This is a genomic window from Brevibacillus fulvus, from assembly GCF_016908525.1.
Classification (GTDB): Bacteria; Bacillota; Bacilli; order Brevibacillales; family Brevibacillaceae; genus Brevibacillus_G; species Brevibacillus_G fulvus.
Genome location: NZ_JAFBEB010000015.1, coordinates 34,956 through 57,003, shown reverse-complemented (window position 1 = coordinate 57,003; position 22,048 = coordinate 34,956). Strand labels below are relative to the sequence as shown.

At 47.6% G+C, this 22,048-nt stretch carries 21 protein-coding genes; 20 read left to right on the top strand and 1 reads right to left on the bottom strand.

Annotation, left to right across the window (positions count from 1 at the left end; all coding sequences use genetic code 11):
* The first annotated feature begins 125 nt into the window (after positions 1-125).
* The 15 genes from JOD01_RS16920 (at position 126) to JOD01_RS16850 (ending at position 14,871) form a co-directional block, all read left to right on the top strand.
* Entirely contained in the window at positions 126-1,025 is a 900-nt protein-coding gene (locus JOD01_RS16920) for a mechanosensitive ion channel family protein (protein WP_204519523.1), read from the top strand.
* Entirely contained in the window at positions 1,006-1,218 is a 213-nt protein-coding gene (locus tag JOD01_RS16915) for a DUF951 domain-containing protein (protein WP_204519494.1), read from the top strand. Before JOD01_RS16920 ends, JOD01_RS16915 begins: the two co-directional genes overlap by 20 nt.
* A gap of 115 nt (positions 1,219-1,333) precedes the next feature.
* Positions 1,334-1,504: a hypothetical protein gene (locus JOD01_RS20100; RefSeq protein WP_425550342.1), complete on the top strand. Its 171-nt coding sequence runs from the start codon at positions 1,334-1,336 to the stop codon at positions 1,502-1,504.
* Between the two features lie 375 nt (positions 1,505-1,879).
* Positions 1,880-3,790 (top strand): oligoendopeptidase F, encoded by a 1,911-nt coding sequence (gene pepF / locus JOD01_RS16905; protein WP_204519522.1) that lies wholly within the window; start codon positions 1,880-1,882, stop codon positions 3,788-3,790.
* 160 nt (positions 3,791-3,950) lie between these two features.
* Positions 3,951-5,696, top strand: a complete 1,746-nt coding sequence (locus JOD01_RS16900) for a methyl-accepting chemotaxis protein (RefSeq protein WP_204519492.1) — start codon at positions 3,951-3,953, stop codon at positions 5,694-5,696.
* 182 nt (positions 5,697-5,878) lie between these two features.
* Positions 5,879-6,979, top strand: coding sequence for a redox-regulated ATPase YchF (gene ychF / locus JOD01_RS16895; protein WP_204519491.1), 1,101 nt, complete (start codon positions 5,879-5,881; stop codon positions 6,977-6,979).
* A gap of 142 nt (positions 6,980-7,121) precedes the next feature.
* On the top strand, positions 7,122-7,409 hold the full coding sequence (gene rpsF / locus JOD01_RS16890; RefSeq protein WP_204519490.1) for a 30S ribosomal protein S6: 288 nt from the start codon (positions 7,122-7,124) through the stop codon (positions 7,407-7,409).
* A 30-nt stretch (positions 7,410-7,439) separates the two neighbouring features.
* The gene (locus tag JOD01_RS16885; protein WP_204519489.1) at positions 7,440-7,895 is read left to right on the top strand and encodes a single-stranded DNA-binding protein; all 456 of its coding nucleotides are present in this window, start codon (positions 7,440-7,442) and stop codon (positions 7,893-7,895) included.
* Positions 7,896-7,948: 53 nt separating this feature from the next.
* Positions 7,949-8,179 carry a 30S ribosomal protein S18 gene (gene rpsR / locus JOD01_RS16880; protein ID WP_204519488.1) on the top strand — a complete coding sequence of 77 codons (231 nt, stop codon included), beginning with the start codon at positions 7,949-7,951 and terminating at the stop codon, positions 8,177-8,179.
* Positions 8,180-8,251: 72 nt separating this feature from the next.
* Positions 8,252-9,199, top strand: coding sequence for a DUF2232 domain-containing protein (locus tag JOD01_RS16875; RefSeq protein ID WP_204519487.1), 948 nt, complete (start codon positions 8,252-8,254; stop codon positions 9,197-9,199).
* A 4-nt stretch (positions 9,200-9,203) separates the two neighbouring features.
* A complete protein-coding gene (locus JOD01_RS16870; protein WP_204519486.1) occupies positions 9,204-11,144 on the top strand; it encodes a DHH family phosphoesterase in 1,941 nt (646 codons plus the stop codon).
* Between the two features lie 61 nt (positions 11,145-11,205).
* Entirely contained in the window at positions 11,206-11,649 is a 444-nt protein-coding gene (gene rplI, locus JOD01_RS16865; RefSeq protein ID WP_204519485.1) for a 50S ribosomal protein L9, read from the top strand.
* 26 nt (positions 11,650-11,675) lie between these two features.
* The gene (gene dnaB, locus JOD01_RS16860; RefSeq protein ID WP_204519484.1) at positions 11,676-13,025 is read left to right on the top strand and encodes a replicative DNA helicase; all 1,350 of its coding nucleotides are present in this window, start codon (positions 11,676-11,678) and stop codon (positions 13,023-13,025) included.
* Positions 13,026-13,233: 208 nt separating this feature from the next.
* A complete protein-coding gene (locus JOD01_RS16855) occupies positions 13,234-14,520 on the top strand; it encodes an adenylosuccinate synthase (protein WP_204519483.1) in 1,287 nt (428 codons plus the stop codon).
* A gap of 147 nt (positions 14,521-14,667) precedes the next feature.
* On the top strand, positions 14,668-14,871 hold the full coding sequence (locus tag JOD01_RS16850; RefSeq protein WP_204519482.1) for a hypothetical protein: 204 nt from the start codon (positions 14,668-14,670) through the stop codon (positions 14,869-14,871).
* Between the two features lie 143 nt (positions 14,872-15,014).
* On the opposite strand, the gene JOD01_RS16845 is transcribed toward JOD01_RS16850, so the two are convergent.
* Positions 15,015-15,386: a hypothetical protein gene (locus tag JOD01_RS16845; protein ID WP_204519481.1), complete on the bottom strand. Its 372-nt coding sequence runs from the start codon at positions 15,384-15,386 to the stop codon at positions 15,015-15,017.
* Positions 15,387-15,705: 319 nt separating this feature from the next.
* Between JOD01_RS16845 and JOD01_RS16840 the strand changes: the two genes are divergently transcribed.
* The 5 genes from JOD01_RS16840 (at position 15,706) to JOD01_RS16820 (ending at position 22,018) form a co-directional block, all read left to right on the top strand.
* Positions 15,706-17,199, top strand: a complete 1,494-nt coding sequence (locus tag JOD01_RS16840) for a M23 family metallopeptidase (RefSeq protein ID WP_204519480.1) — start codon at positions 15,706-15,708, stop codon at positions 17,197-17,199.
* 128 nt (positions 17,200-17,327) lie between these two features.
* Complete coding sequence (gene yycF / locus JOD01_RS16835; RefSeq protein ID WP_204519521.1) at positions 17,328-18,032, top strand: response regulator YycF; 705 nt, start codon at positions 17,328-17,330, stop codon at positions 18,030-18,032.
* A complete protein-coding gene (gene walK / locus JOD01_RS16830; protein ID WP_204519479.1) occupies positions 18,032-19,861 on the top strand; it encodes a cell wall metabolism sensor histidine kinase WalK in 1,830 nt (609 codons plus the stop codon). The genes yycF and walK overlap by 1 nt, the downstream gene beginning before the upstream one ends.
* Entirely contained in the window at positions 19,858-21,240 is a 1,383-nt protein-coding gene (locus JOD01_RS16825; RefSeq protein WP_204519478.1) for a YycH family regulatory protein, read from the top strand. Before walK ends, JOD01_RS16825 begins: the two co-directional genes overlap by 4 nt.
* The gene (locus tag JOD01_RS16820; RefSeq protein WP_204519477.1) at positions 21,227-22,018 is read left to right on the top strand and encodes a two-component system regulatory protein YycI; all 792 of its coding nucleotides are present in this window, start codon (positions 21,227-21,229) and stop codon (positions 22,016-22,018) included. Before JOD01_RS16825 ends, JOD01_RS16820 begins: the two co-directional genes overlap by 14 nt.
* Positions 22,019-22,048 lie beyond the last annotated feature (30 nt).

The following is a 22,048-nucleotide window of genomic DNA, read 5'->3' as shown; positions in this document are numbered from 1 at the left end:
CTAAACCTGTTAAACGAAGGTTAGGGAGGTTCGGAAAACTCAGCAAAACTGGCGCTTGTTTTAGGAAACAGGTAAAATAGTGAAGAGTGCGAGACGACAAGCAAGGGGGGAAGGAGATGATGCCAATGGAAGAGCAGAACTTTATACAAACGCTGTACACTCGGGTACTTTCATATCTAACTGATCCCAACCGCTGGGAACTGATTTTTTTAACCCTGATAAAAGTTATCGTCATAATTGTTGCAGCCAATCTTTTGCTGAAAATCATTCATGCCGCGGTCAATCGGATTTTTGGTAAAAGGGAAGGCGGGCTGATTGACAAGAGACGTATTGATACGTTACGGGAATTGGCCAACAATGGTGCTACTTATTTAATCTATTTTGTTGCGATCTTGTTGGTTGTACAGCAATTTGGCTTTGACCTGAGACCCTTATTGGTCAGTGCCGGAGTGTTGGGGCTGGCCATTGGATTTGGGGCGCAAAGCCTGGTTCGCGATGTGATTACCGGTTTTTTTATTTTGTTTGAGGACCAATTTGCCGTAGGTGATACGGTAACCATCAATAATTTCACGGGGACGGTTGAAACAATTGGCTTGCGAATTACCCGGATCAAAAGCTGGACTGGGGAAATTCATATTATCCCCAATGGAAGCATTACACAGGTGACGAATTTTTCTTTGCAGAATAGCATAGCCGTGGTGGATGTTTCAGTTGCTTATGAAGAAGACTTGACCCATGTCGAAAAGGTACTGGCTGAAGTGGCGGTACAAGCCAAACAGCAGTTGGACGATATTGTCAAAGAACCGCAGGTATTGGGGGTACAGGCATTTGGCGCACATGACATGGTGATTCGGATGACAGCGGAATGTAACCCGAATACGCATTTCGCGGTAGCGCGTAAATTGCGGGCGATGATAAAGGCGGAATTTGAAAAACAGGGAATTGAGATTCCATATCCCAAAATGGTGATGGCCAACAACCAGACCAAACAATCGGGAGGTAAAAATGGAACGGAAGCAATTTAATTTGGGGGACATTGTAGAAATGAAGAAGCCGCATCCATGTGGCAAAAACGCCTGGAAGGTAATCCGCATGGGCATGGATATTCGGATCAAGTGTACGGGATGCGAACACAGTGTGATGATTCCCCGGTTGGAGTTTGAGCGAAAACTAAAGAAGGTTCTGGTGCACGCGGCTGCACCTGAGAACGAGGATTAACAAAAGAGAAGGATGCCAGATCGTTGGCATCCTTTTTCATGATGACTGTACGCAAGTGGCTTGGTTCGTATGAAGGGCCCAACCGGCGAAGCGGGCACCGGTCGGGGTACAACTAATGGGCGAAGAGAAAACTGCTGGTTGTATTCAGGCAGTAAGTTCTCCGCAGTCCATCGGGGAATTGATGGGAGACAGATTATTCTTCAGCAGCACCAACAATTACGAGAAGAATGAACAAAACCAAAATCAACGCAAAATCATCAAAATCTCCGTTGAAAAGACCCATTAGTTAAACACCTCCTCCCGTAGATTCAATACATATGCTATGTAAGGATCTGACCAGAGGTATGGGCATTCGTCTAAAACAACTAAAAAAATATTATCCACAAAACATCCACAGAAATTGTGGATATTTTTTTGGCGAAAATTGCAGTTAAATTACGGCTTTGTGGATATTGCCGGAGAAATGTATAGAGTTATCCACAAAGTTATTCACAATCAGGGGATAAAATCGAGCTAGTTCTAGGCAGAAAGTTGCAATTTTAAAAAATAGGCTGTGGATACAAAGGTTTTTGTGCAACTGGATATAATTAGTAACTATGGATATAAACTAAAAAGGAAACGAAAAAAGGGGCGATGAACAGTGAACAGAAAGAAAACTTTCATGCTTGCAATAGCAGCCTTAACTTTTACGACGTCCACGGCTGTACCGTTTATCCCTTACAGCACGCAAGCTGTAGCGGCTGCTGCGGTATCGGCCGCGGTCGATTCAGTCCCTGTCTATAAAACGAGAGAGGAAATCCCCAGTGCGTACAAATGGAAAATTACTGATATTTATAAAGATGATGCAGCGTGGAAACGTGATGTGGAGAAAGTTGAGCAAATGGCCAATGCACTGACTCAGTATCAGGGAAAACTGGGGCAGTCGGCTGCGGAATTGCGTAAGGCGTTGGATGCTTACAGCAATCTGTCACGGCTTCACGACAAGGTGTACGTCTATGCCAATCTTTCCTTTGATGTCAATTCGGCCAATCCCCAAAAGCAGGAGCTCGCCGATACAGCAGAGCGGCTGTATACGTTTGTTCAACAAAAAACCGCCTGGATGACACCGGAAATCGTCGCCATTCCCGATGATAAAATGAAAAGTCTGCTGGCTTCGGCGGAACTGGAACCGTATAAGATGTTTTTGGCGGATATCGTGCGTACCAAGCCGCACACGTTAACGAAGCAGGAGGAAGAACTGCTGGCCCAATCAACAGCAGTGGCCAATTCCCCCAATAATATTTACGGCATGTTGTCAAAAGATATCGTCTTTCCAAAGATCAAGGATGAGCAAGGAAAGAAGGTTGAGCTGACCCAGGCAAATTTTGTGACCTATTTGGAAAGCAAAGATCCAAAGGTGCGGAAGGCAGCATTTCAGGCTTTTTACAGCACTCTTGAACAGTTTCAGGATACTTTTGCCCAGATTTTCTCCGCAAAAGTAAAAGCCGACAATTATTATGCCAGTGCGCGTCATTACCAGTCAGCCTTGGAAGCCAGCTTGACGCCGAACAACATACCGACGAAGGTTTATGACGAACTCATCAGTACGGTGAATAAAAACTTGCCGTTATTGCACCGTTACATGGATCTAAAGAAAAAAATGCTTGGGGTTAAAGAACTGCATATGTATGATATTTATGTTCCGATTGTTGAAGCGGACGATCGCTACATTCCGTTTGAGGAAGCGAAACAGATCGTTGCCGATGGATTGAAACCTCTGGGCGACGAGTATGTGAAAGTGTTGCAGCAAGGGTTAAACGGCGGATGGGTGGATGTCTACTCGACGCCTGACAAACGAACGGGCGCATATCAATGGGGCGCATATGATACGCATCCGTTTGTGTTGCTGAACTATCAGGGAACAACTGATGACGTTTCCACGATTGCCCATGAAATGGGCCATGCCATGCAGTCTTACTACACAAATAAAAAACAACCGTATATTACGTCCAACTATCCGACCTTTACCGCTGAAGTGGCTTCGACCATGAATGAAACGATCTTGTTCAAGAGCTTGTACGCAAAGGCGAAGACCAAGCAGGAAAAAATGTATCTGCTGAATCAGTATCTGGAGAACTTCCGCTCCACTTTGTTCCGGCAAACACAATTTGCTGAGTTTGAAAAAGCCATCCACGACAAGGAGCAAGCAGGGGAATCTCTGAATGCGGAGAGTCTGAAGAAACTATACCTGGACATTAACAAAAAATATTATGGAACGACGATGATTTCCGATAAAGAAATCGCCATGGAATGGGCGCGTATTCCTCATTTTATCAACTACCAATACTATGTCTACCAGTATTCAACCAGCTTTGCCGCGGCACAGGCATTAGCGAAGCAAGTGCTGGAGGAAGGTCAGCCTGCCGTTGAACGGATTCGGAAACATTTCCTCGAAGCGGGCAATTCGGCACCGCCTATTGAAGTGTTAAAAGCGGCGGGAGTGGATATGTCATCTCCAAAACCGATCGAAGATGCCATGAAAATTTTTGAAGAAACATTGGATGAGTTGGAAAAGCTCGTCAATGAAAAGTAACTAAAACAGCAACGATAAAAGGCTGCACCCGGGAGGAATGAGTGAATGGCCACTCAGATCTATACCGGGTGCTTTTTGTTTGAATGCGCTTCATCCACGGGAAGTTGGTTTGGCGATTTAAGAAAAAGGGTACAGAGCTTGTAGGAAGGGAGTGGACCACATGAGATTGCAAACAAAGTCACTGCGGAGCAAGTTAGTGATCTTTTGTATTCTTGTTTTGTTAATTCCAACGATCGTGATCGGAATCAGCACTTATCAGACGACCAAAAGCGAGTTGAATGAAGCGGGCAGAAACCAACTGAAGCAGAACGTTAAAATGGTTATCGCCATGATTACGCTAATGAACCAGCAGGTAGAGACCGGCAAGCTGACCTTGGAAGAAGCGCAGGAGAAGGTTCGCCAAGAATTGTTGGGACCGAAAAATGCCGACAATGTTCGTCCCATGAAACAGGAATATTTGGTGGGCAAGACAGGGTATCCGTGGGCAGTCAACAGAGAAGCGATTTCTGTGATGAACCCGAACAACGAAGGCCAGAATTTGATCGACGTGAAGACTGAAGACGGGGTCATGCTGGGGAAAGAAATTGTCTCGGTCGGGACAAGCGGCGGCGGATTCCTCACCTACAAATATAAACTGCCAGGCAATGTCAACCGGGTGGAAACTAAAGTCAACTATGTGGAAGTGGACCCGCACTGGGGTTGGATTGTTGGTTGCGGGGCATATTATTCCGAATTCAACAGTTCAGCCAACCTTATTTTATATATGGTTGGACTGATCAGCGTAATTTCTCTTTTAGCGGGGATTGTGATTGTTTATTATTTTGCGGGGCGTTTTACAAAACCGATTTTGCAGATTGCCCAAAAATTAAATGTAGTCGCTGATGGCGATTTTACCGTAGAAGCGGTAAAAGTAAAGTCGAAAGATGAAATCGCTGAGCTTGCCCGCGACTTCAATCATATGATCGAAAATATGAGAAAATTTGTCCAAACGGTTCATGCTTCGAGTCGGCAAGTTGCAACCTCTTCAGCCGAGTTGAGAATCAGTGCCGAACAGACCAGTCAGGCAACGGAACAAATTACCATTTCCATTACCGAGTCAGCAAGCGGAGCGGAAGACCAAAAAAACTCTTTGCAGGGTGCAATGCGTTCATTGGAAGAGGTAGCGATTGGCATGCAGCATATCGCAAAAAGTTCGGGGAGCATTTCGGAATCGTCCGCGGATACCTCGGGAATGGCGCAAGCAGGTGGTGCGGCCATTGAAAAGACGGTAGAGCAAATGAGTTCCATCTTTCAGTCAGTTCATGAATCCGATACGGTCGTTAAACTGTTGGATCAGCGGACAAAGGAAATTGAAGGTATGTTAAAAGTCATATCTGACATTTCCGCGCAAACCAATTTATTGGCGCTAAATGCAGCGATTGAAGCGGCGCGTGCCGGTGAACACGGCCGAGGGTTTTCGGTTGTCGCAGACGAGGTCAGAAAACTTGCCGATCAATCCAATCAATCTACGATGCAGATTGCCAAACTGATTGAGGAAATTCATGGCGACATGACCAAAACGATCCGGACAATGGGCAAGGTGAAAGAAGAAGTGGAGTCCGGTATGGATATTGCTACGGAAGCGAAGCAAAAATTCAGCGAGATTCTGCTGTCTACCGGGCAAATTTCACAACAAATTGAAGAGTTGGCCAGCTTGACACAGCAAATGTCAGCCAGTTTGCAGGAGGTTTCCCGAAGTGGCGATGAGGTATCCCGGATTGCGGAGCAAGCTTCGGATCGTTCGCAAAATATTGCTTCAGCTGCCGAAGAACAGCTTGCTTCCATGGAAGAAGTAACCGCTCTGGCAACGACTCTCGCCAATTTGTCAGAAGAACTGCAATCGGTACTTGGCCGGTTTAAATTTTAAGAGAATGCAACGCCCCTTCTTTTTTCTGATAAAGAGAAGGGGATTATTTTGTTTGGCTGCAAAGGTTTTTTTGACAATCGGATTAAGATGGGACATGATGAACGTAGGCAACATTGTATTCTGTCGGGCGACTCTTTATAATAGTAAAGATATGTGATAAAGAAAACGAGGAGTGTATATAGATGGGTGCATCATGTGGAATTGTAGGGCTGCCTAACGTCGGGAAATCGACCTTGTTTAATGCGATTACGCAGGCGGGGGCAGAATCAGCCAACTATCCGTTCTGTACGATCGATCCCAATGTCGGGATTGTGGAGGTTCCGGACCCGCGCTTGGTGAAACTGACCGAGATCGTCGTGCCGAACAAAGTGGTGCCAACCGCTTTTGAATTTGTCGATATTGCCGGTTTGGTAAAAGGAGCGAGCAAGGGTGAAGGATTAGGCAACCAATTTTTGGCGCATATACGCGAGGTTGACGCGATTGCCCAGGTTGTCCGCTGCTTTGAAGATGAGAATATTACCCATGTGGCCGGAAAGGTAGATCCGTTAAGCGATATTGAAACGATTAATCTGGAGCTTGTATTTGCCGATCTCGACTCTGTTGAGCGCCGAATCGAACGGATTGGCCGTAAGGTAAAGGCCGGGGACAAGGAAGCCAAACAAGAACTCGATGTACTGGAAAAACTGAAGGCGGCCTTCGACGAGGGACGGCCCGCGCGCAGCGTGGAGCTGGATGAAGAGGAGCAAAAATTGATCCGCGATCTGCACTTGTTGACGATCAAACCGATGCTTTATGTATGCAATGTAGCGGAGGATGGGATCGCTGACGCCGACGAAAATCCACATGTACAAGCCGTGAAAAAGCACGCGGCGGCTGAAGGCGCACAGGTGGTCGTGATCAGCGCGAAAGTAGAATCGGAGATTGCTGAGCTGGAAGGGGAGGACAAGCAAATGTTCCTCGAAGAGCTCGGTTTGAAAGAGTCCGGTCTCGACAGATTGATTCGTGCCGCGTATGAGTTGCTCGGCTTGATCACATATTTTACCGCCGGTGTACAAGAAGTAAGAGCTTGGACGATCCGGAAAGGTACCAAAGCGCCGCAAGCAGCAGGCGTCATTCACACCGACTTTGAACGAGGCTTTATTCGGGCTGAGGTCGTCGCATATGATGATCTGGTTGAAGCCGGTTCGGTCAATGCCGCTCGTGAAAAAGGCAAATATCGTTTGGAAGGAAAAGAATATGTCGTGCAAGATGGAGATGTCATGCATTTCCGGTTTAACGTATAGGCTTTTTCCTTGATTCATATCGACAGGTTTGTTATAATATCAAAATGCGAGTATTAGATTGGGTGCATATAAATTATGTAGTTCAATGGCACTCGCTCCTTGCCCTGTCAGGGCCGTTAGTCCAAAAGGAGGTGAAAAGGTTATGCGTCAATACGAAGTAATGTACGTATTACGTCCAGACCTTGAAGAAGAAAAAGTGAAAGCAAATGTTGCTCGTTACAGTGAAATCGTAACGAACTACGGTGGCGAAATCACAAAACTTCAAGAAATGGGTAAACGTCGTCTTGCGTATGAGATCAACAAGTTCCGTGAAGGATTCTACGTTCTGATGAACTTCAACGCGAATGCTGATGCTGTAGCAGAAGCTGAGCGACTCATGAAAATTAACGACGACATTATTCGTTTTCTGTTCGTAAGAGAAGATAAGTAATTGTTGTCGCTGGAAGAGGGGAACAAATAAATGAATCGTGTCATACTCATCGGCAATCTGACCAAAGACCCGGAGCTTCGTTACACCCCAAACGGTGTAGCTGTGACTACTTTTACCTTGGCGATCAATCGTCCCCGGACCAATCAGGCTGGGGAGCGGGAAGCTGATTTCATTAACATTGTTGCTTGGCAGAAACTTGCGGATTTATGTGCCACATATTTGCGCAAGGGAAGACAAGCTGCCGTGGAGGGCCGCTTGCAAACGCGTTCCTATGATAATAAAGAAGGTAGAAAAGTGTATGTGACAGAGGTTGTAGCGGAAAATGTCCAATTTCTCGGAACGAGAACCGGGAATGAAGGCGGCGGCTACGATCCAGGCTTCGGTTCGAGCAGACCTGCCGGACGTGATGATGCTGATCCATTTGGAGATCCCTTTGCCGGTGCTGGCAAGCCAATCAACATTTCTGATGATGACTTGCCGTTCTGATGGAGTGCTAAAATCAGAAGAAACTTTCACATTCCTGAAAAGGAGGGACTTTTATGTCACGCAAAGGACGTCCAAACAAACGGCGTAAAGTTTGCTACTTCACTGTAAACAAGATCAAAAAGATCGACTATAAAGATACTGATCTGCTCAAAAAGTTCATCAGTGAACGCGGCAAAATTTTGCCTCGTCGCGTAACCGGTACTTCTGCGAAGTATCAACGTATGTTGACCGTCGCAATCAAACGCGCACGTCAAGTCGCTTTACTGCCATATACGGCTGAATAATGAATAAAGAAAAAGGGGGACACAGATACGTGCCCCTCTTTTTTTCCATATTTACGAGAGAGGAGTAGTGCCATGCCTACTCGTGGGAGACAGCTGGTTGAACTGGCTCTGGTTTTCATCATCGCCTTCGCTCTGTTGATAATCGGAACCACTACCTATATAGGGATGGTTGCTCTATTGCTTGTGCCTACACCTTTTATTTATTTGGCAAGACAGCATCGATTGAGAGAACGGGTCATACCTGTCTTTCTTTTTATCCTGGCAAGTTTATTGCTCCTCGGCCCGCTCGGAGCTTTTGCAGCACTGTTTCTCGGTTTGCTCGGAACGGTGATGGGGCATTTTTACCGGAATCGAAACAGCGGTCTTCCTGCGGTAATAGCTGGTGCGGCTACAGTATTAGGTTCATTTTTGCTTGGTCTGCTTTTGCTGACAACTGTCTTTGGTTTTGATTTGGCCGCAGAGATGAATCGGGCCAAAGAGGTGGTCATCAATGAAGGATTGCGGTTTCCGGTCTCCTCGCCGGTTACGGATGATGAGTGGAAGAAGTCAGTCGAGCAAGAATTTGATATGATACAGATGATTTTGCCTACATATTTTGTCAGCAGCAGCATTGTTTTTAGTGTCGTGGTTCATTGGTTGTCGCGATGGCTGTTGAAGCTTTGCAAATATACGATTCCGGCGATGCCGCCTGTCCGCGAATGGAAATTTCCGCGCTCGCTGCTGATCTATTATTTTGCTGCGATGCTGATTATGCTGTTGATGGGTGAAAATATGACCGGGAGCTTTTGGGAACGCGCTTTTCTTAACCTAAAAGTTCTGCTTGATATCGTGTTTACCATTCAGGGTGTCAGCTTTTGCTTTTTTGCATTTTATTTAAAACGGTGGAGGATACTGGGACCGTTGCTTGTTGTCTTTCTATTTATTTTTCCGCTGTTAACTTATATACTTAGTATATTAGGCATATTTGATCTGGGCCTCAATTTCCGAAAGAGACTGGAAACAAGAGTGAAGAGGAGCTGAGGAAATGCCCAAGTTCCTGTTGAAGCGTTGGTACGGGCTGCATACAGTCCTAGCTCTCGGCTTTAGCCTGTTGTTGCTGGCGATCTTAACTTTATACCACTGGTTGTACGGAGCGATTGGCTTCGTCTGCCTCATTGGGTTAGTCGTCTATGTGATTCAGGCGGAGAAGGGATTCCAACAGGATTTGCGTCTTTACCTGGCTACAATTTCGCACCGGGTGAAAAAAGCTGGCGAAAGTGTAATTCAGGAAATGCCCCTAGGGATTCTATTGTACAACGATGAGCGAGTTGTGGAATGGAATAATCCATTTATGCAATTGATGGTTGGTGAAGAGTTATTAGTCGGGAAAAACCTGAATGAACTGTTCCCCTCGCTTGCTTTCAAACCGGATCAGAAACGTTTGGAATATACCTTTAACGAGCGAATCTACGAGGTGTTGCATCGTCCAGAGGAAAAGCTCCTCTTTTTTAAAGATATTACCGAGTTTAAGGAGCTTTTTGCCCGGTATCATCGGGAGAAGTCCGTATTGGCGATTGTCCATCTGGATAACCTTGATGAAGTTGGTCAGATGATGGATGACCAGAGCAGAACGTTGCTTTCAACCAACGTGTCAGGGGTCATTAGTGATTGGGCTCAGAAACATGGGATTTATCTCAGAAGGTACACGTCTGACAAATTCCTTGCTTTAATGGATCGGCAGACGCTTGAAAAACTGGAAGAGAGTCGTTTTGATATTTTGGACGTTGTTCGTGAAATGACGGCTGATAATAAAATACCGCTGACCTTGAGCATTGGGGTCGGGGCCGGTGTCGATTCCTATATTGGACTGGGTCAAATCGCACAGTCCAGTTTGGATATTGCATTGGGCCGCGGCGGTGACCAGGCGGCAGTGAAAGTAGGCAACAAACTGACTTTCTACGGCGGCAAATCAAATGCTGTGGAAAAACGTACGCGGGTGCGTGCGCGGGTAATTGCCCATGCGCTTCGCGACTTGATCAATGAGGCCGAACAAGTGATTGTCATGGGCCATAAGCAGCCGGATATGGATGCGATTGGGGCAGCGCTCGGAGTGTTTAAGGCTGTTCGTTTTCAAAACAAGAGTGCCTATATTGTTTTGGATGAAGTGAATCCTTCGATTGAACGTTTGATGAAAGAAATTTACGCCAATGAAGAGTTGGCTGAGTTCTTTATCACCCCTGAGCAAGCGATCAGACTTGTGACAGGAAGGACGTTGCTGATCATTGTCGATACTCATCGTCCGTCACTGGTGATTGAACCAAGGTTGTTGGAAGAAACGAGCCGCGTTGTCGTCATTGACCACCACCGCCGTTCCGAAGAGTTTGTTGAGGATCCCGTCCTGATTTATTTGGAACCTTATGCTTCCTCTACGTCCGAATTGGTGACGGAGTTGCTTCAATACCAGAGCGACCGGATCAACATCGAAAGCGCCATCGCAACGGCATTGTTGGCCGGGATTGTCGTCGATACGAAGAGTTTTGCCTTCCGAACGGGGTCGCGCACCTTTGAGGCTGCTTCGTTTTTGCGAAGAAACGGAGCGGATACGGCCACTGTTCAGCGTTATTTGAAAGAGGACCTCGGTCAATTCGTAAAACGGGCCAAGATCATTATGAACACCGAAACATATCGCGATCATCTGGCCATCGCTGTGGGTGATCTCCATGAAGACTATACCCAGGTACAAGTTGCTCAGGCGGCGGAATTGTTATTGACGCTGTCGGGCATCCAGGCGTCTTTTGTCGTGGCGAGAAGAGCCGATGACAAAGTGCTGGTCAGTGCCCGCTCGCTTGGTGATATCAATGTGCAAGCCATTATGGAATACCTCGGCGGCGGCGGGCACTTGACAGGTGCTGCGGCACAATTGGACGGTGTTTCTATCAAGCAGGCAGTCGGCCGACTGAAAGAAGCCATTGATTCCGTTTTGTAAGGAGTCAGCGGAGCAAATCTGCGTAAAGGAAAGATCACCCGACCAAAAGGAGGAGTCACAAATGAAGGTTATCTTTTTGCAAGATGTAAAAGGACAAGGGAAAAAAGGAGAGGTCAAGGATCTCTCGGAAGGCTATGTTCGCAACTTTCTCTTGCCAAAAGGTCTGGTAAAAGAAGCGACGGACAGCAATATTAAAAGTTTGGAAGCAAAAAAACGCAGTGAAGATAAACGAAAAGAACAGGAAAAAATCGAAGCCCAGGAATTGGCGGAAAAAATGAAAGAGATGACCGTCAAAATCAAAGGGAAAGCGGGCGAAGGCGGTCGTTTGTTTGGGGCGATTTCCAGCAAACAGGTTGCCCAGGTATTGGAAGAGCAATTTCAAGTAAAACTGGATAAACGCAAACTGGAGATGGAACCAATTCGTTCTTTGGGTGTAACGCAAGTGAAAGTGAAGTTGCATCATGACGTTACCGCCATTTTGCGTGTGCATGTCGTAGAAGAATAACTTATGAAGACAGTGAGGGGTCTGACGTGAGCGACCTGTTTTTGGACCGAGTCCCGCCACAAAACAATGAAGCGGAACAATCTGTGCTGGGTGCCGTGTTCTTGTCAAAGGAAGCTCTCATTACGGCCATTGAGATACTTCGACCGGAGGACTTCTACAAGACAGCCCACCAGCGTATCTTTAAAACGATGCAGGATCTGTATGAAAAGGGAGAGCCGGTCGATCTTGTAACGGTTACAGCGGAGTTGCAAGATCATAAGCTGCTGGATGAAGTTGGCGGTGTCACCTATCTAACCGAAATTGCCAGCTCTGTTCCGACTGCAGCAAACGTGGAATACTATGCCCGGATCGTCGAGGAAAAGGCGTTGCTGCGGCGGTTGATTCTCACCGCGACGAAGATTGCCAACGACGGCTATTCGCGTGAAGATGATGTTGGACAAATTATTGCCGATGCTGAGAAATATATACTAGAGATTTCGCAAAACCGCAACAGCGGCGGATTTGTTCCGATTCGTGACGTATTGTTGGAGACGTACGAGCGCATCGAGCTGTTAAGCCAGCGGCGCGGAGATGTAACCGGAATACCGTCGGGATACCCTGATTTGGATAAAATGACGTCCGGGTTCCAACGCAGCGATTTAATTATTCTTGCTGCCCGTCCGTCCGTAGGGAAAACGGCGTTTGCCCTCAATGTGGCGCAAAACGTCGCTGCGCGCGCCGGAGAAACGGTCGCCATCTTTTCTCTGGAGATGGCCGCGTCGCAGTTGGTACAGCGGATGATTTGCGCGGAAGGCAATCTGGATGCGCAAAAAATGCGGACAGGCCGCTTGGAAGAAGACGATTGGCAAAAGCTGACGATGGCGATTGGTACTTTGGCCAAAGCGCCGATTTATATCGACGATTCGCCGGGAGTTACCGTTCAGGACATTCGGGCCAAGTGTCGACGACTGCAAACCGAACGCGGCCTCGGCATGATTTTGATTGATTATTTGCAGCTGATTCACGGCCGTGGAAAAGGGGACAACCGTCAGCAGGAAGTCTCCGAGATTTCCCGAACGTTGAAGGGGATCGCGCGGGAATTGAATGTTCCGATTATTGCTTTGTCCCAGTTAAGCCGCTCTGTAGAACAGCGGCAGGATAAACGCCCGATGATGTCAGATATCCGTGAATCCGGTTCGATCGAGCAAGATGCCGACATTGTTGCGTTTCTTTATCGGGATGATTACTACGATAAAGAAACGGAAAACAAAAATGTAATTGAAATCATTATTGCCAAACAGCGGAACGGCCCTACGGGGACAGTAGAGTTGGCATTCTTGAAAGAATATAATAAATTCGTCAGCCTGGAGAATCGTTATCGCGATATTGCCGGCTGATAACCTTAATCAGACAGAAATACTTCTTCCGGTATTTCTGTTTTTTTTATACAATTACTTTTTTGGCAATCGTTTGAATTATATCCGAACATAGATATAGGCTCTGGTTGGATTGTTCGGAATTTCATTGACAGCGCCACTTTAGTTTTGTAAACTTAGATTGTTTCTTGCCCAACGTGGACATGATGAAATCAGGAGGTGTTTTTCGATGTCAACTGTCGTTGTCGTCGGAACCCAATGGGGCGATGAGGGAAAAGGAAAAATTACCGATTACTTGGCGGAAAGCGCCGAGGTAGTGGCGCGTTACCAAGGTGGTAATAATGCAGGCCATACGATTATTTTTGATGGCAAAAAGTATAAACTGCATTTGATTCCTTCCGGTATTTTCTACCAAGATAAAATCTGTGTGATTGGAAATGGGATGGTAGTCGATCCAAAGGCGCTGGTCGCCGAACTGGACTACTTGAAAGGATTCGGAGTTTCCACCAAAAACTTGAAAATCAGCAATCGTGCGCATGTAATCATGCCTTACCATATCAAATTGGACAGCATGGAAGAAGATAGCCGAGGACATAACAAAATCGGCACAACCCGCAAAGGTATCGGACCTGCTTATATGGATAAAGCAGCGCGCATCGGGATTCGGATTGTCGATTTGCTGGACCGTGACGAATTTGCAAGCAAATTGGAGCGCAACCTGGCGGAGAAAAACCGGCTGCTTGAAAAAATGTACGACACGACCGGTTTTGATTTGAATGAAGTTCTGGAAGAGTATTTGGGCTATGCGGAGATCATTCGTCCGTATGTAACGGATACGTCTGTTGTCTTGAATGATGCGATTGACCGGGGCAGCCGCGTCTTGTTTGAAGGAGCGCAAGGAGTGCTGTTGGATATTGATCAAGGTACTTATCCGTATGTGACTTCTTCCAACCCGATTGCTGGCGGCGTGACCATCGGCTCTGGAGTGGGCCCAACGAAAATTCATCAGGTAATCGGTGTGGCCAAATCGTACACGACTCGTGTCGGTGACGGACCATTTCCGACCGAATTGCATGATGAAATCGGCGACCAAATTCGCGAAGTTGGTTATGAATATGGAACAACAACCGGTCGTCCGCGTCGGATTGGCTGGTTTGACAGCGTAGTTGTCCGGCATGCTCGCCGTGTCAGCGGTATTACCGGTTTGGCCATCACCAAACTTGATACATTGACTGGCCTGGATACATTGCGCATTTGCACCGGCTATAAATACAAAGGTGAAATCCTGGAAACCTTCCCGGCCAGTTTGAAAGTATTGGCTGACTGTGAACCGATTTACGAGGACCTTCCGGGATGGCATGAAGATATTACCGGCGTGCGCAGCATCAATGACTTGCCGGCAAATGCCCGTCATTATATGGAGCGAATCACGCAACTGACCGGGATACCGCTGTCGATTTTCTCTGTTGGCCCAGATCGCGAGCAAACCGTTGTGGTTCGGGGTATATACGCTTGATCGCTTGAATTTTTCCAAGCTGCCGTTTCAAACGGCAGCTTTTTTGGCATGAAAAAAACTTGCAGTAACTTTTATCGTGGACAGTCACCAGTTGCTGCCTTCTGGGCATATGGTATCCCATAACAAATCGAAAATGAGGTGTTGACGATGGGATTCGATCAGAAAGCAGTGAAATTGATTGGCAAAAAAGTAGAAGTTAAGATGTTCAACGGAAGCATTATTAGCGGGACAATGACTCATTATAACAAAGGATATATTTGCTTTACGTTCAAGACTGCCGATCAAGAAAAAACGACAATCCGCCGCTTGCCTTTGCGCGATATTACCTCGATGGTCGAGTTGAAGCGCTAATGGAACCAGCCAGCCAGACCGCCTCGGCCGTAGGGGAAGATTCTGCCGCCGAAGAGTCGGAGCATTTGCGGAACGATAAAAAATTGCCACCCAATGCGATAAACAGGGCAAAGGGTGGCAAATATTTTGAGCGGGATTTATGGTTAAAATTGACCTCCGCAAGAACGAAGAATTTGGGACGCTTCCTCGCTGCGGTTTTCCGGAACAACTGCCGTCAACAGGAAACTGGGGCCAACACTGTCTTGCCCGCCGTCAGACAAACCGCTGGCATCCGGATCGGCCGCGGCCAAAATACTGGCATTACGTCCGCTCGGGAAATCAGCGTCCAGAGACAAACTGCCCAGCGAGGGAATCTCCCCTGTAATCGGGTTGGTGAGTTGGTCGAGGCCTCCGCCAGGGTATTCACCAATGTGGCTCACCTGAACGGTCTTGAATCCCGCCTGCTGCAGTTGCTTCGCTGCCTGTTCCGCGCTTTCCATCGTACGGAAACCGGCAAGGATATTTCGTTCTTTCAACAGGATACCCTCCTTTAATTGGGGTTTCATAGCGAAAATGAGAACTTGTTGAACTGTCAATTTACTGGAGACATACAAATCTTGGCTGAGCTATGTCCATATTATGACACTTGACAATCCAAGTTATTCGACACCATTTTACACTTGATGAAGGAGCTAAACGTGTGTTAAAGTCGTTATAGTTGGTTTCTTTAGGTAATTTGGGAGATTGTGGTTGGGTTATACTGGGAAAAAAGGCACGGAATTGTAAGAAAATGATGTAAATAATTGGTGAAAACAGTTAGAAAATTTAAGAAATGCGTTTGTGGGAGGGAAGGTTATGGAAATGGCCGAGTGGACATCCAGACTGAAAAAGCGCATGACGCTTTTGCTCAGTCAAACCGGTCAGCAGACAAAGAACATTAAAGAAAAATCATGGTCATACATAATGAAACATAAAAAACAGTCGCTCTCGATTGCGGCGGGGGTGCTCATTCTGGCCGTAGCGGGAGTTTCCGCTGATTATTACTATACAAGCAATACTTACTCCATTTACCACGTCTATGTTAATGGAGAGGAAATCGGGGTTGTCAACGACCCGAATGTTATACATAGCTGGGCTGCCCAGAAACTGAAAGAAGAAGAGGAACAAAAGAGGGGACTCAAACTTACCCTTGCAGATACGATTTCGTTTAAGGAAGAAACAAAGTTTAAAGGCGACTTTGATAACACGGCAGCAATCACGGCTTTATCCGATATTGCCAATATCAAAGTCGAGGCAGTCAAAATTGTCATCGATGGCAAAGCGATTGGATATGCCGCCAGTGTAAACGAAGCGCAAGCTGTCTTGGACAAGCTCAAGGAGAAGTATGCCGGCAATGATGGCGCTGCGACGAAAAAAGCGGTAACGACTGCTTCGCTGAGCGAACCGGCGCCAGTTGAAAAACAGGTTGGGATCAAAGAGGAAGTCAAGTTTGAAAAAGATACGGTTACCTCTGCAGAAGTCTTGTCCGAGGACAAGCTTGCCGAGCTGATTTCCAAAGGAACTTTGAAACAAGTGATCCATACTGTCGTCGAGGGCGATTGCATCGGATGCATCGCCAAGAAATACGGAATTACCTCCGAAGATATTTATCGGAACAATCCTGGCATTACCGAGGACACGGTTTTACAGCTTGGTCAACAAATCAATGTAACGGCGATGCGGCCGCTTGTCACCGTTCAAGAGACCGAGCAAGTCACCCAGCAGGAAAAGGTCGATTACAACGTTCAGATTGAGAACAATGCCAATTTGCCGAAGGGCGAAACCAAGGTGATTCAGGAAGGAAAAGAAGGTTCGAAGCTGGTCACTTATGAAATTCTCAAAGAAAATGGACAAGTAGTAGATAAGAAAGTGTTGAGCCAAAAGGTTGTTCAGCAACCGGTCGCGAAAATTATCCAGCGCGGCACAAAAGTGATTCCTTCACGGGGGACAGGCAGTTTTATCTGGCCGGCCAGAGGGGTAATCAGCAGCGGATTTGGCACGCGTTGGGGCAAAATGCACAAAGGGATCGATATAGCCGGCTCCGGAGCGATTGCAGCGGCCGACAATGGCCGTGTCGTCTTCGCCGGTTGGGATGGAGATTACGGCAATGCCGTCATTATTGACCACGGAAACGGAATGGAAACACTATATGGTCATATGCGGCAAATCAAAGTAAAAGTCGGCGATGTCGTCGCCCAAGGCAAAACGATCGGCATCATGGGGTCAACAGGAGACTCAACCGGTGTTCATCTCCATTTTGAGGTTCATCAAAATGGACGACTGCAAAATCCGCTTCGTTTCCTGCGCTAAACAAAATAGTTTCAAAAAAGGCCATTTCTCGGATGAGAGTGGCCTTTTTCCTGATTTTTCAGCAATCCGCTCAGGCAGGAAATGAGGCCGTTCAAGTTGAACTGATTATGGAAAGAGGGGTGAGCGAAATGGCCAAACTCCTGGTCGTAGACGATGAACGGCCAATTGCCGATATTTTGAAATTCACGTTTGAAAAAGAAGGCTATCAAGTGGTCTGTGCTTATGATGGCGATGAAGCGATAAAGCTGGCTCAAGAGGAGCAACCTGATCTGATTCTGCTTGATGTCATGTTGCCCGGCCGCGACGGAATGGACGTGTGCCGCGATGTTCGCCAATTCTCCGACGTTCCGATTATTATGCTGACGGCGAAAGACTCCGAACTGGACAAGGTGCTGGGGCTTGAATTTGGCGCCGACGACTATGTGACCAAGCCATTTAGCGCCAGAGAATTGATCGCGCGGGTGAAAGCGCATCTGCGCCGGCAAAAACCGAAAACCGATGAGCAAAACGATCGCTATTTGCGGATTCACGAGCTGGAAATTGACTTGCATTCCTACACGTTGGTGAAGGCAGGCGAATCGCTCGATCTGACGCATCGTGAGTTTGAGCTGCTCGTCTATTTGTCGCGCCATCAAGGTCAGGTGTTGACACGAGAACATTTGCTGCAGGCTGTTTGGGGTTATGATTATTTTGGCGATGTCCGCACTGTCGACGTTACGATCCGGCGACTGCGAGAGAAAATTGAAGACGACCCGAGCCAGCCGAAGTATATCATTACTCGCCGTGGTTTGGGGTATTCGTTGCGTAATCCGGTCAACGGAGGACAGCCGTAATGGCCAAATTGCGCCTGTTTCACACGGTTCAATGGAAAATCATCGCGATTTACATGCTGTTGATATTGATTGCGATGCAGTTTATTGGCGCCTATTTTGCCCGAGAAGTAGAAAGCTACTACACCAATAACTTTTCCGAAACATTGAACACCCAGGCAACACTGCTTTCGACGCATCTGGAACGATATTTGCAGCCGAAAGACGAGAAAGAGCAGGATGTTGCGGAAACGAAAGAAGCGATAGACAACCTGATCTACAACCTGGTCAAGCTGAACAGCGCCAATGTGCAGGTTATCGATCAAAATGGCAGTGTCATCAGTACGACGGAAGAAGACAAGAGCATTATCGGACAGCGTACTTCGCAGCCGGAAGTGACGGTGGCGCTGCTGGGGACGCGCAGCGAGTCGCTGCGGATCGATCCGCGGACCGGAAACCGGGTCAAGGTGTTGGTTGTGCCGGTCAAAAGCAACAATGCCGTCTATGGAGCGGTCTATATGGTCGCTTCGATGGAGAGCGTCTATACGACCATCCGCAAAATGACCAACATATTGGCCACGGGCACGGGTATCGCCTTGATTTTTACCGTTGCCTTGGGGGTTGTGCTGGCCCGCACGATCACGAAACCGGTCAAGGAGATGACAAGGCAGGCAAGAGCGGTCGCTGAAGGAGAATTCGATCGGACGGTTCGGATCTATGGCAGTGATGAAATCGGTCAATTGGGGATGACCTTCAATGACATGACCGCACGGCTGAAAGAGGCAATCTGGCAGCAGGAAGAAGAGCGGGAAAAGCTGTCCGGCATCCTCGCCAACATGTCTGATGGCGTGATTGCAGCCAACCGCGACGGCCAGATCATTTTGCTAAACCGCTCGGCTGAAGAGATGCTGCAAATTACAATCGATGATGTACTGGAACATGGCAAGACGCTGTACGATATTTTGCGGCTGCCGCCGGAAGAAGAGATGCCGCTGTTTGTGGAAGCGGAACCGCTGGTAATCGAGATGATGCTGGATAATCGGGAAGTGGTTACGCTGCGCGTCACGTTTACACCGCTGCAGCATGACAGCGGCAAAAAGGGCGGGATTATTGCCGTACTTCAGGATATTACGGAACAAGCCCGTTTAGAGCAGCAACGGCGGGAGTTTGTGGCCAATGTATCCCATGAGTTGCGAACGCCGTTAACGACGATAAAAAGCTATACCGAAGCTCTTTTGGAAGGCGCGGTCGATGATCCGGAGCTTTCCAATCGTTTTTTGCGGGTGACGATGACGGAGACAGAGCGGATGATCCGCCTGGTCAATGACTTGCTGCAGCTCTCCCGCTTCGACTCACAAGGGATTCATTTGCATCGCAAGCGGGTCAATGTGATTCGGCTGCTGCAATATGCAGCCGACCGGTTCTCGATGATGAGTGAACAACAGGGAATACGCTTGACCCTGGAGGTGCCGGAGCAGCTCCCGGAAGCCCATGTTGATCAGGATGCGATCAACCAGGTTTTGGACAATTTGTTATCCAACGCGATCAAGTATACGCCTGCTGGCGGTTCTGTTGCGTTGCGAGCGATGGTGGACAGACAGCAAAAGAAAATTGAGATTGTGGTCATGGATAATGGCATCGGGATTCCCGCGCGTGATCTGAAACGCATCTTTGAGCGCTTTTATCGAGTGGACAAGGCCCGCTCCCGTGGACAGGGCGGCACAGGGCTTGGGCTTGCCATCGCGCGTGAGTTGGTGCAAGCGCACGGTGCGGATATTGAGATCAACAGCAAGATCAACGAAGGGACAACGGTCGGCTTTTGGATTCCGGTAGCGGAGGAGGGAGAAGCATGATCAGCTCGTGGAAAGAGCCTGTCAAAACCGTCATGCTTGTTTTGCTTGTCTTAACCAGCTTTCTGCTGACTTCGCTTTTGTGGAATAACCGAACGCAATATCAGTTGATTGAACCGGTGCAATATGTCAAGTCCAAGCCAGTCGATACGAAACAATTGGAGGATCTGATCGTTCCCTCATCGATCGTCTTTCATTATGGAGAAGATCGCCACACGCGGGCTGTTTCCACACAGGCTGTTTACAGTTTGATCAGAACCGAAATGACAAGGTGGTATTTTTTCGATTTTGTTACTTATCCGCTGTCGGAAGAAAAATGGACGGCACTCACCCGACAAACGGAAGGGCTGGAAGTGCAGTTCCGCACGCAAATCCCCGTCGAGATCGCAAGCGAACTGCTGAAATTCCAGGATGAACAGGGATATCAGCAGATGGCAGGCATTGACCGGATTTGGCTGTATTACTCAGAAGAGGAAGCCAGTGTGTTCGCGTTGCTGATGGACACGAAAAACGGGGAAATCGTTCGTGCCCGCACAGCAGTCAGTTTTAAAGATTTGCATGACTCCTACTTGCCGCTGGGAAAAATGCTGCCGGAACAAATTATGAAAACGCAAGAGGCAGAAAGCTTGACCCGGCCGGACTATCCTTTTTGGAACATCTTTTATTTGCCGAAGCAGCAGGTGAAGATGCAAAAGCTGGACTATCGCTATTCTGCAACGAGCAATAACGATTTGCTGGAGGCTTATTTCCTCGATCCGAACCTTGTCCGGCAAATTGTCGAGCGAGATGGCACGATTATTTTTACCGACGGCAGCCGTTCGCTGCAACTGCGGCCAAACCAGCAAATTATCACCTTTACCGATCCGGCGTTTCAACAGGGAAACGACTACTTGAGCAAGGAAGACAAGCTAAAGGGAGCGGTCGCTTTTATTAACTCCCATTTGGGCTGGTTGGATGACTATTATCTGCAGCAGATCGAAGGAAACGATCATGAGGCGAACTTCATTCGTTTTCAGCAATACTTGGGCTTTTATCCGCTAATCAGCGGAGATGATCAGCATCTTGATTCCATTTCCGTCATGATCGAAGGCGGGCAGGTCGTCACGATGAAACGATCGCTGTTCGATTTGGACAAGCTGGAACATCAGGAAACTTGTATGGTGATGTCTGGACCGGAGTTGTATGAATGGATTCGGACGAAGAAACTGCTCGATCCCATTCAAGTGAAAAATGCCTACTTGGGCTACCAGACCCATCTCGACCAAAAACAGAAACAAATCAAGCTGCGGCCGGTTTGGGTCGTGGAAACGGTCATGGGTACCCGGTATTACATCAACGCGGTTGTTTCGGAAGGAAAGGAGAAGGGCAATGGATTGGAGTAGAGCGAAAACGATTCTGATCTTGGCTTTTCTCATTCTTGATCTGTTTTTGGCCTATCAGGTGTACAGCACACGGACGGAACTTTGGAAAAATGCCGACGCCTCGGAAAATGACCAATGGAATTTGGAGCTTTTTTTACAGCAGCAAAATATCGATTTGCAAGCGACGATACCGGAAGAAACCCCGGAGCTGTCTTATCTTAACATAAAGATGCCTGGCGTGGATGCGATCCTGTTGAAGAAACTGCAAGGGGTCAAAATCACGGCGGAGCGGTCGTCGATTTACAGTGAATTGCAGCCGCCGATGCCTTTGCCGGACCAGACCAACCCGGAGGAATTGCTGCAGGAATTGGATGACCGGCTGCTGTACGCCGGGCAATATCAAATCGATCCGTATTTCTCGACGGGCGATCGGCTGGTGTATCATCAGACGTACCAAAACTTACCTTTGTATATTGCCCCGCTTGAAATTTATATTCAAAACGGTGCCGTAAAAAGTTATCGGCAAACATACTACCAGATCAGCCTGGAAGGAACGGCGCGTGAGACAATTTCGGCCTACACCGCCCTGCGTTCGTTGGTGGAAAAACAGATGATTGAACCGGGAGAGAAAATCATTGATGTCTCCCTCGGCTACTACGGCTTTCATTACGACGCCGATATACAGGTGCTGGCCCCGGTCTGGCGGGTTATTACCCAAGGCGGAAAGACGCAGTACCTGAATGCATTTACGGGCACGATGGAAAGGCCGATCCAGCCGGAAAGAGTCACAAGAAAATAGAGCAGTGCAACATAGAAGGATGTGAGCAAA

Excerpts from the sequence above, each read along its gene's own strand:
- JOD01_RS16920 (WP_204519523.1), top strand. The coding sequence starts at position 126 with ATGGAAGAGCAGAACTTTATACAAACGCTGTACACTCGGGTACTTTCA.
- JOD01_RS16915 (WP_204519494.1), top strand. The coding sequence starts at position 1,006 with ATGGAACGGAAGCAATTTAATTTGGGGGACATTGTAGAAATGAAGAAG.
- JOD01_RS20100 (WP_425550342.1), top strand. The coding sequence starts at position 1,334 with ATGGGCGAAGAGAAAACTGCTGGTTGTATTCAGGCAGTAAGTTCTCCG.
- pepF (WP_204519522.1), top strand. The coding sequence starts at position 1,880 with ATGCTTGCAATAGCAGCCTTAACTTTTACGACGTCCACGGCTGTACCG.
- JOD01_RS16900 (WP_204519492.1), top strand. The coding sequence starts at position 3,951 with ATGAGATTGCAAACAAAGTCACTGCGGAGCAAGTTAGTGATCTTTTGT.
- ychF (WP_204519491.1), top strand. The coding sequence starts at position 5,879 with ATGGGTGCATCATGTGGAATTGTAGGGCTGCCTAACGTCGGGAAATCG.
- rpsF (WP_204519490.1), top strand. The coding sequence starts at position 7,122 with ATGCGTCAATACGAAGTAATGTACGTATTACGTCCAGACCTTGAAGAA.
- JOD01_RS16885 (WP_204519489.1), top strand. The coding sequence starts at position 7,440 with ATGAATCGTGTCATACTCATCGGCAATCTGACCAAAGACCCGGAGCTT.
- rpsR (WP_204519488.1), top strand. The coding sequence starts at position 7,949 with ATGTCACGCAAAGGACGTCCAAACAAACGGCGTAAAGTTTGCTACTTC.
- JOD01_RS16875 (WP_204519487.1), top strand. The coding sequence starts at position 8,252 with ATGCCTACTCGTGGGAGACAGCTGGTTGAACTGGCTCTGGTTTTCATC.
- JOD01_RS16870 (WP_204519486.1), top strand. The coding sequence starts at position 9,204 with ATGCCCAAGTTCCTGTTGAAGCGTTGGTACGGGCTGCATACAGTCCTA.
- rplI (WP_204519485.1), top strand. The coding sequence starts at position 11,206 with ATGAAGGTTATCTTTTTGCAAGATGTAAAAGGACAAGGGAAAAAAGGA.
- JOD01_RS16855 (WP_204519483.1), top strand. The coding sequence starts at position 13,234 with ATGTCAACTGTCGTTGTCGTCGGAACCCAATGGGGCGATGAGGGAAAA.
- JOD01_RS16850 (WP_204519482.1), top strand. The coding sequence starts at position 14,668 with ATGGGATTCGATCAGAAAGCAGTGAAATTGATTGGCAAAAAAGTAGAA.
- JOD01_RS16840 (WP_204519480.1), top strand. The coding sequence starts at position 15,706 with ATGGAAATGGCCGAGTGGACATCCAGACTGAAAAAGCGCATGACGCTT.
- yycF (WP_204519521.1), top strand. The coding sequence starts at position 17,328 with ATGGCCAAACTCCTGGTCGTAGACGATGAACGGCCAATTGCCGATATT.
- walK (WP_204519479.1), top strand. The coding sequence starts at position 18,032 with ATGGCCAAATTGCGCCTGTTTCACACGGTTCAATGGAAAATCATCGCG.
- JOD01_RS16825 (WP_204519478.1), top strand. The coding sequence starts at position 19,858 with ATGATCAGCTCGTGGAAAGAGCCTGTCAAAACCGTCATGCTTGTTTTG.
- JOD01_RS16820 (WP_204519477.1), top strand. The coding sequence starts at position 21,227 with ATGGATTGGAGTAGAGCGAAAACGATTCTGATCTTGGCTTTTCTCATT.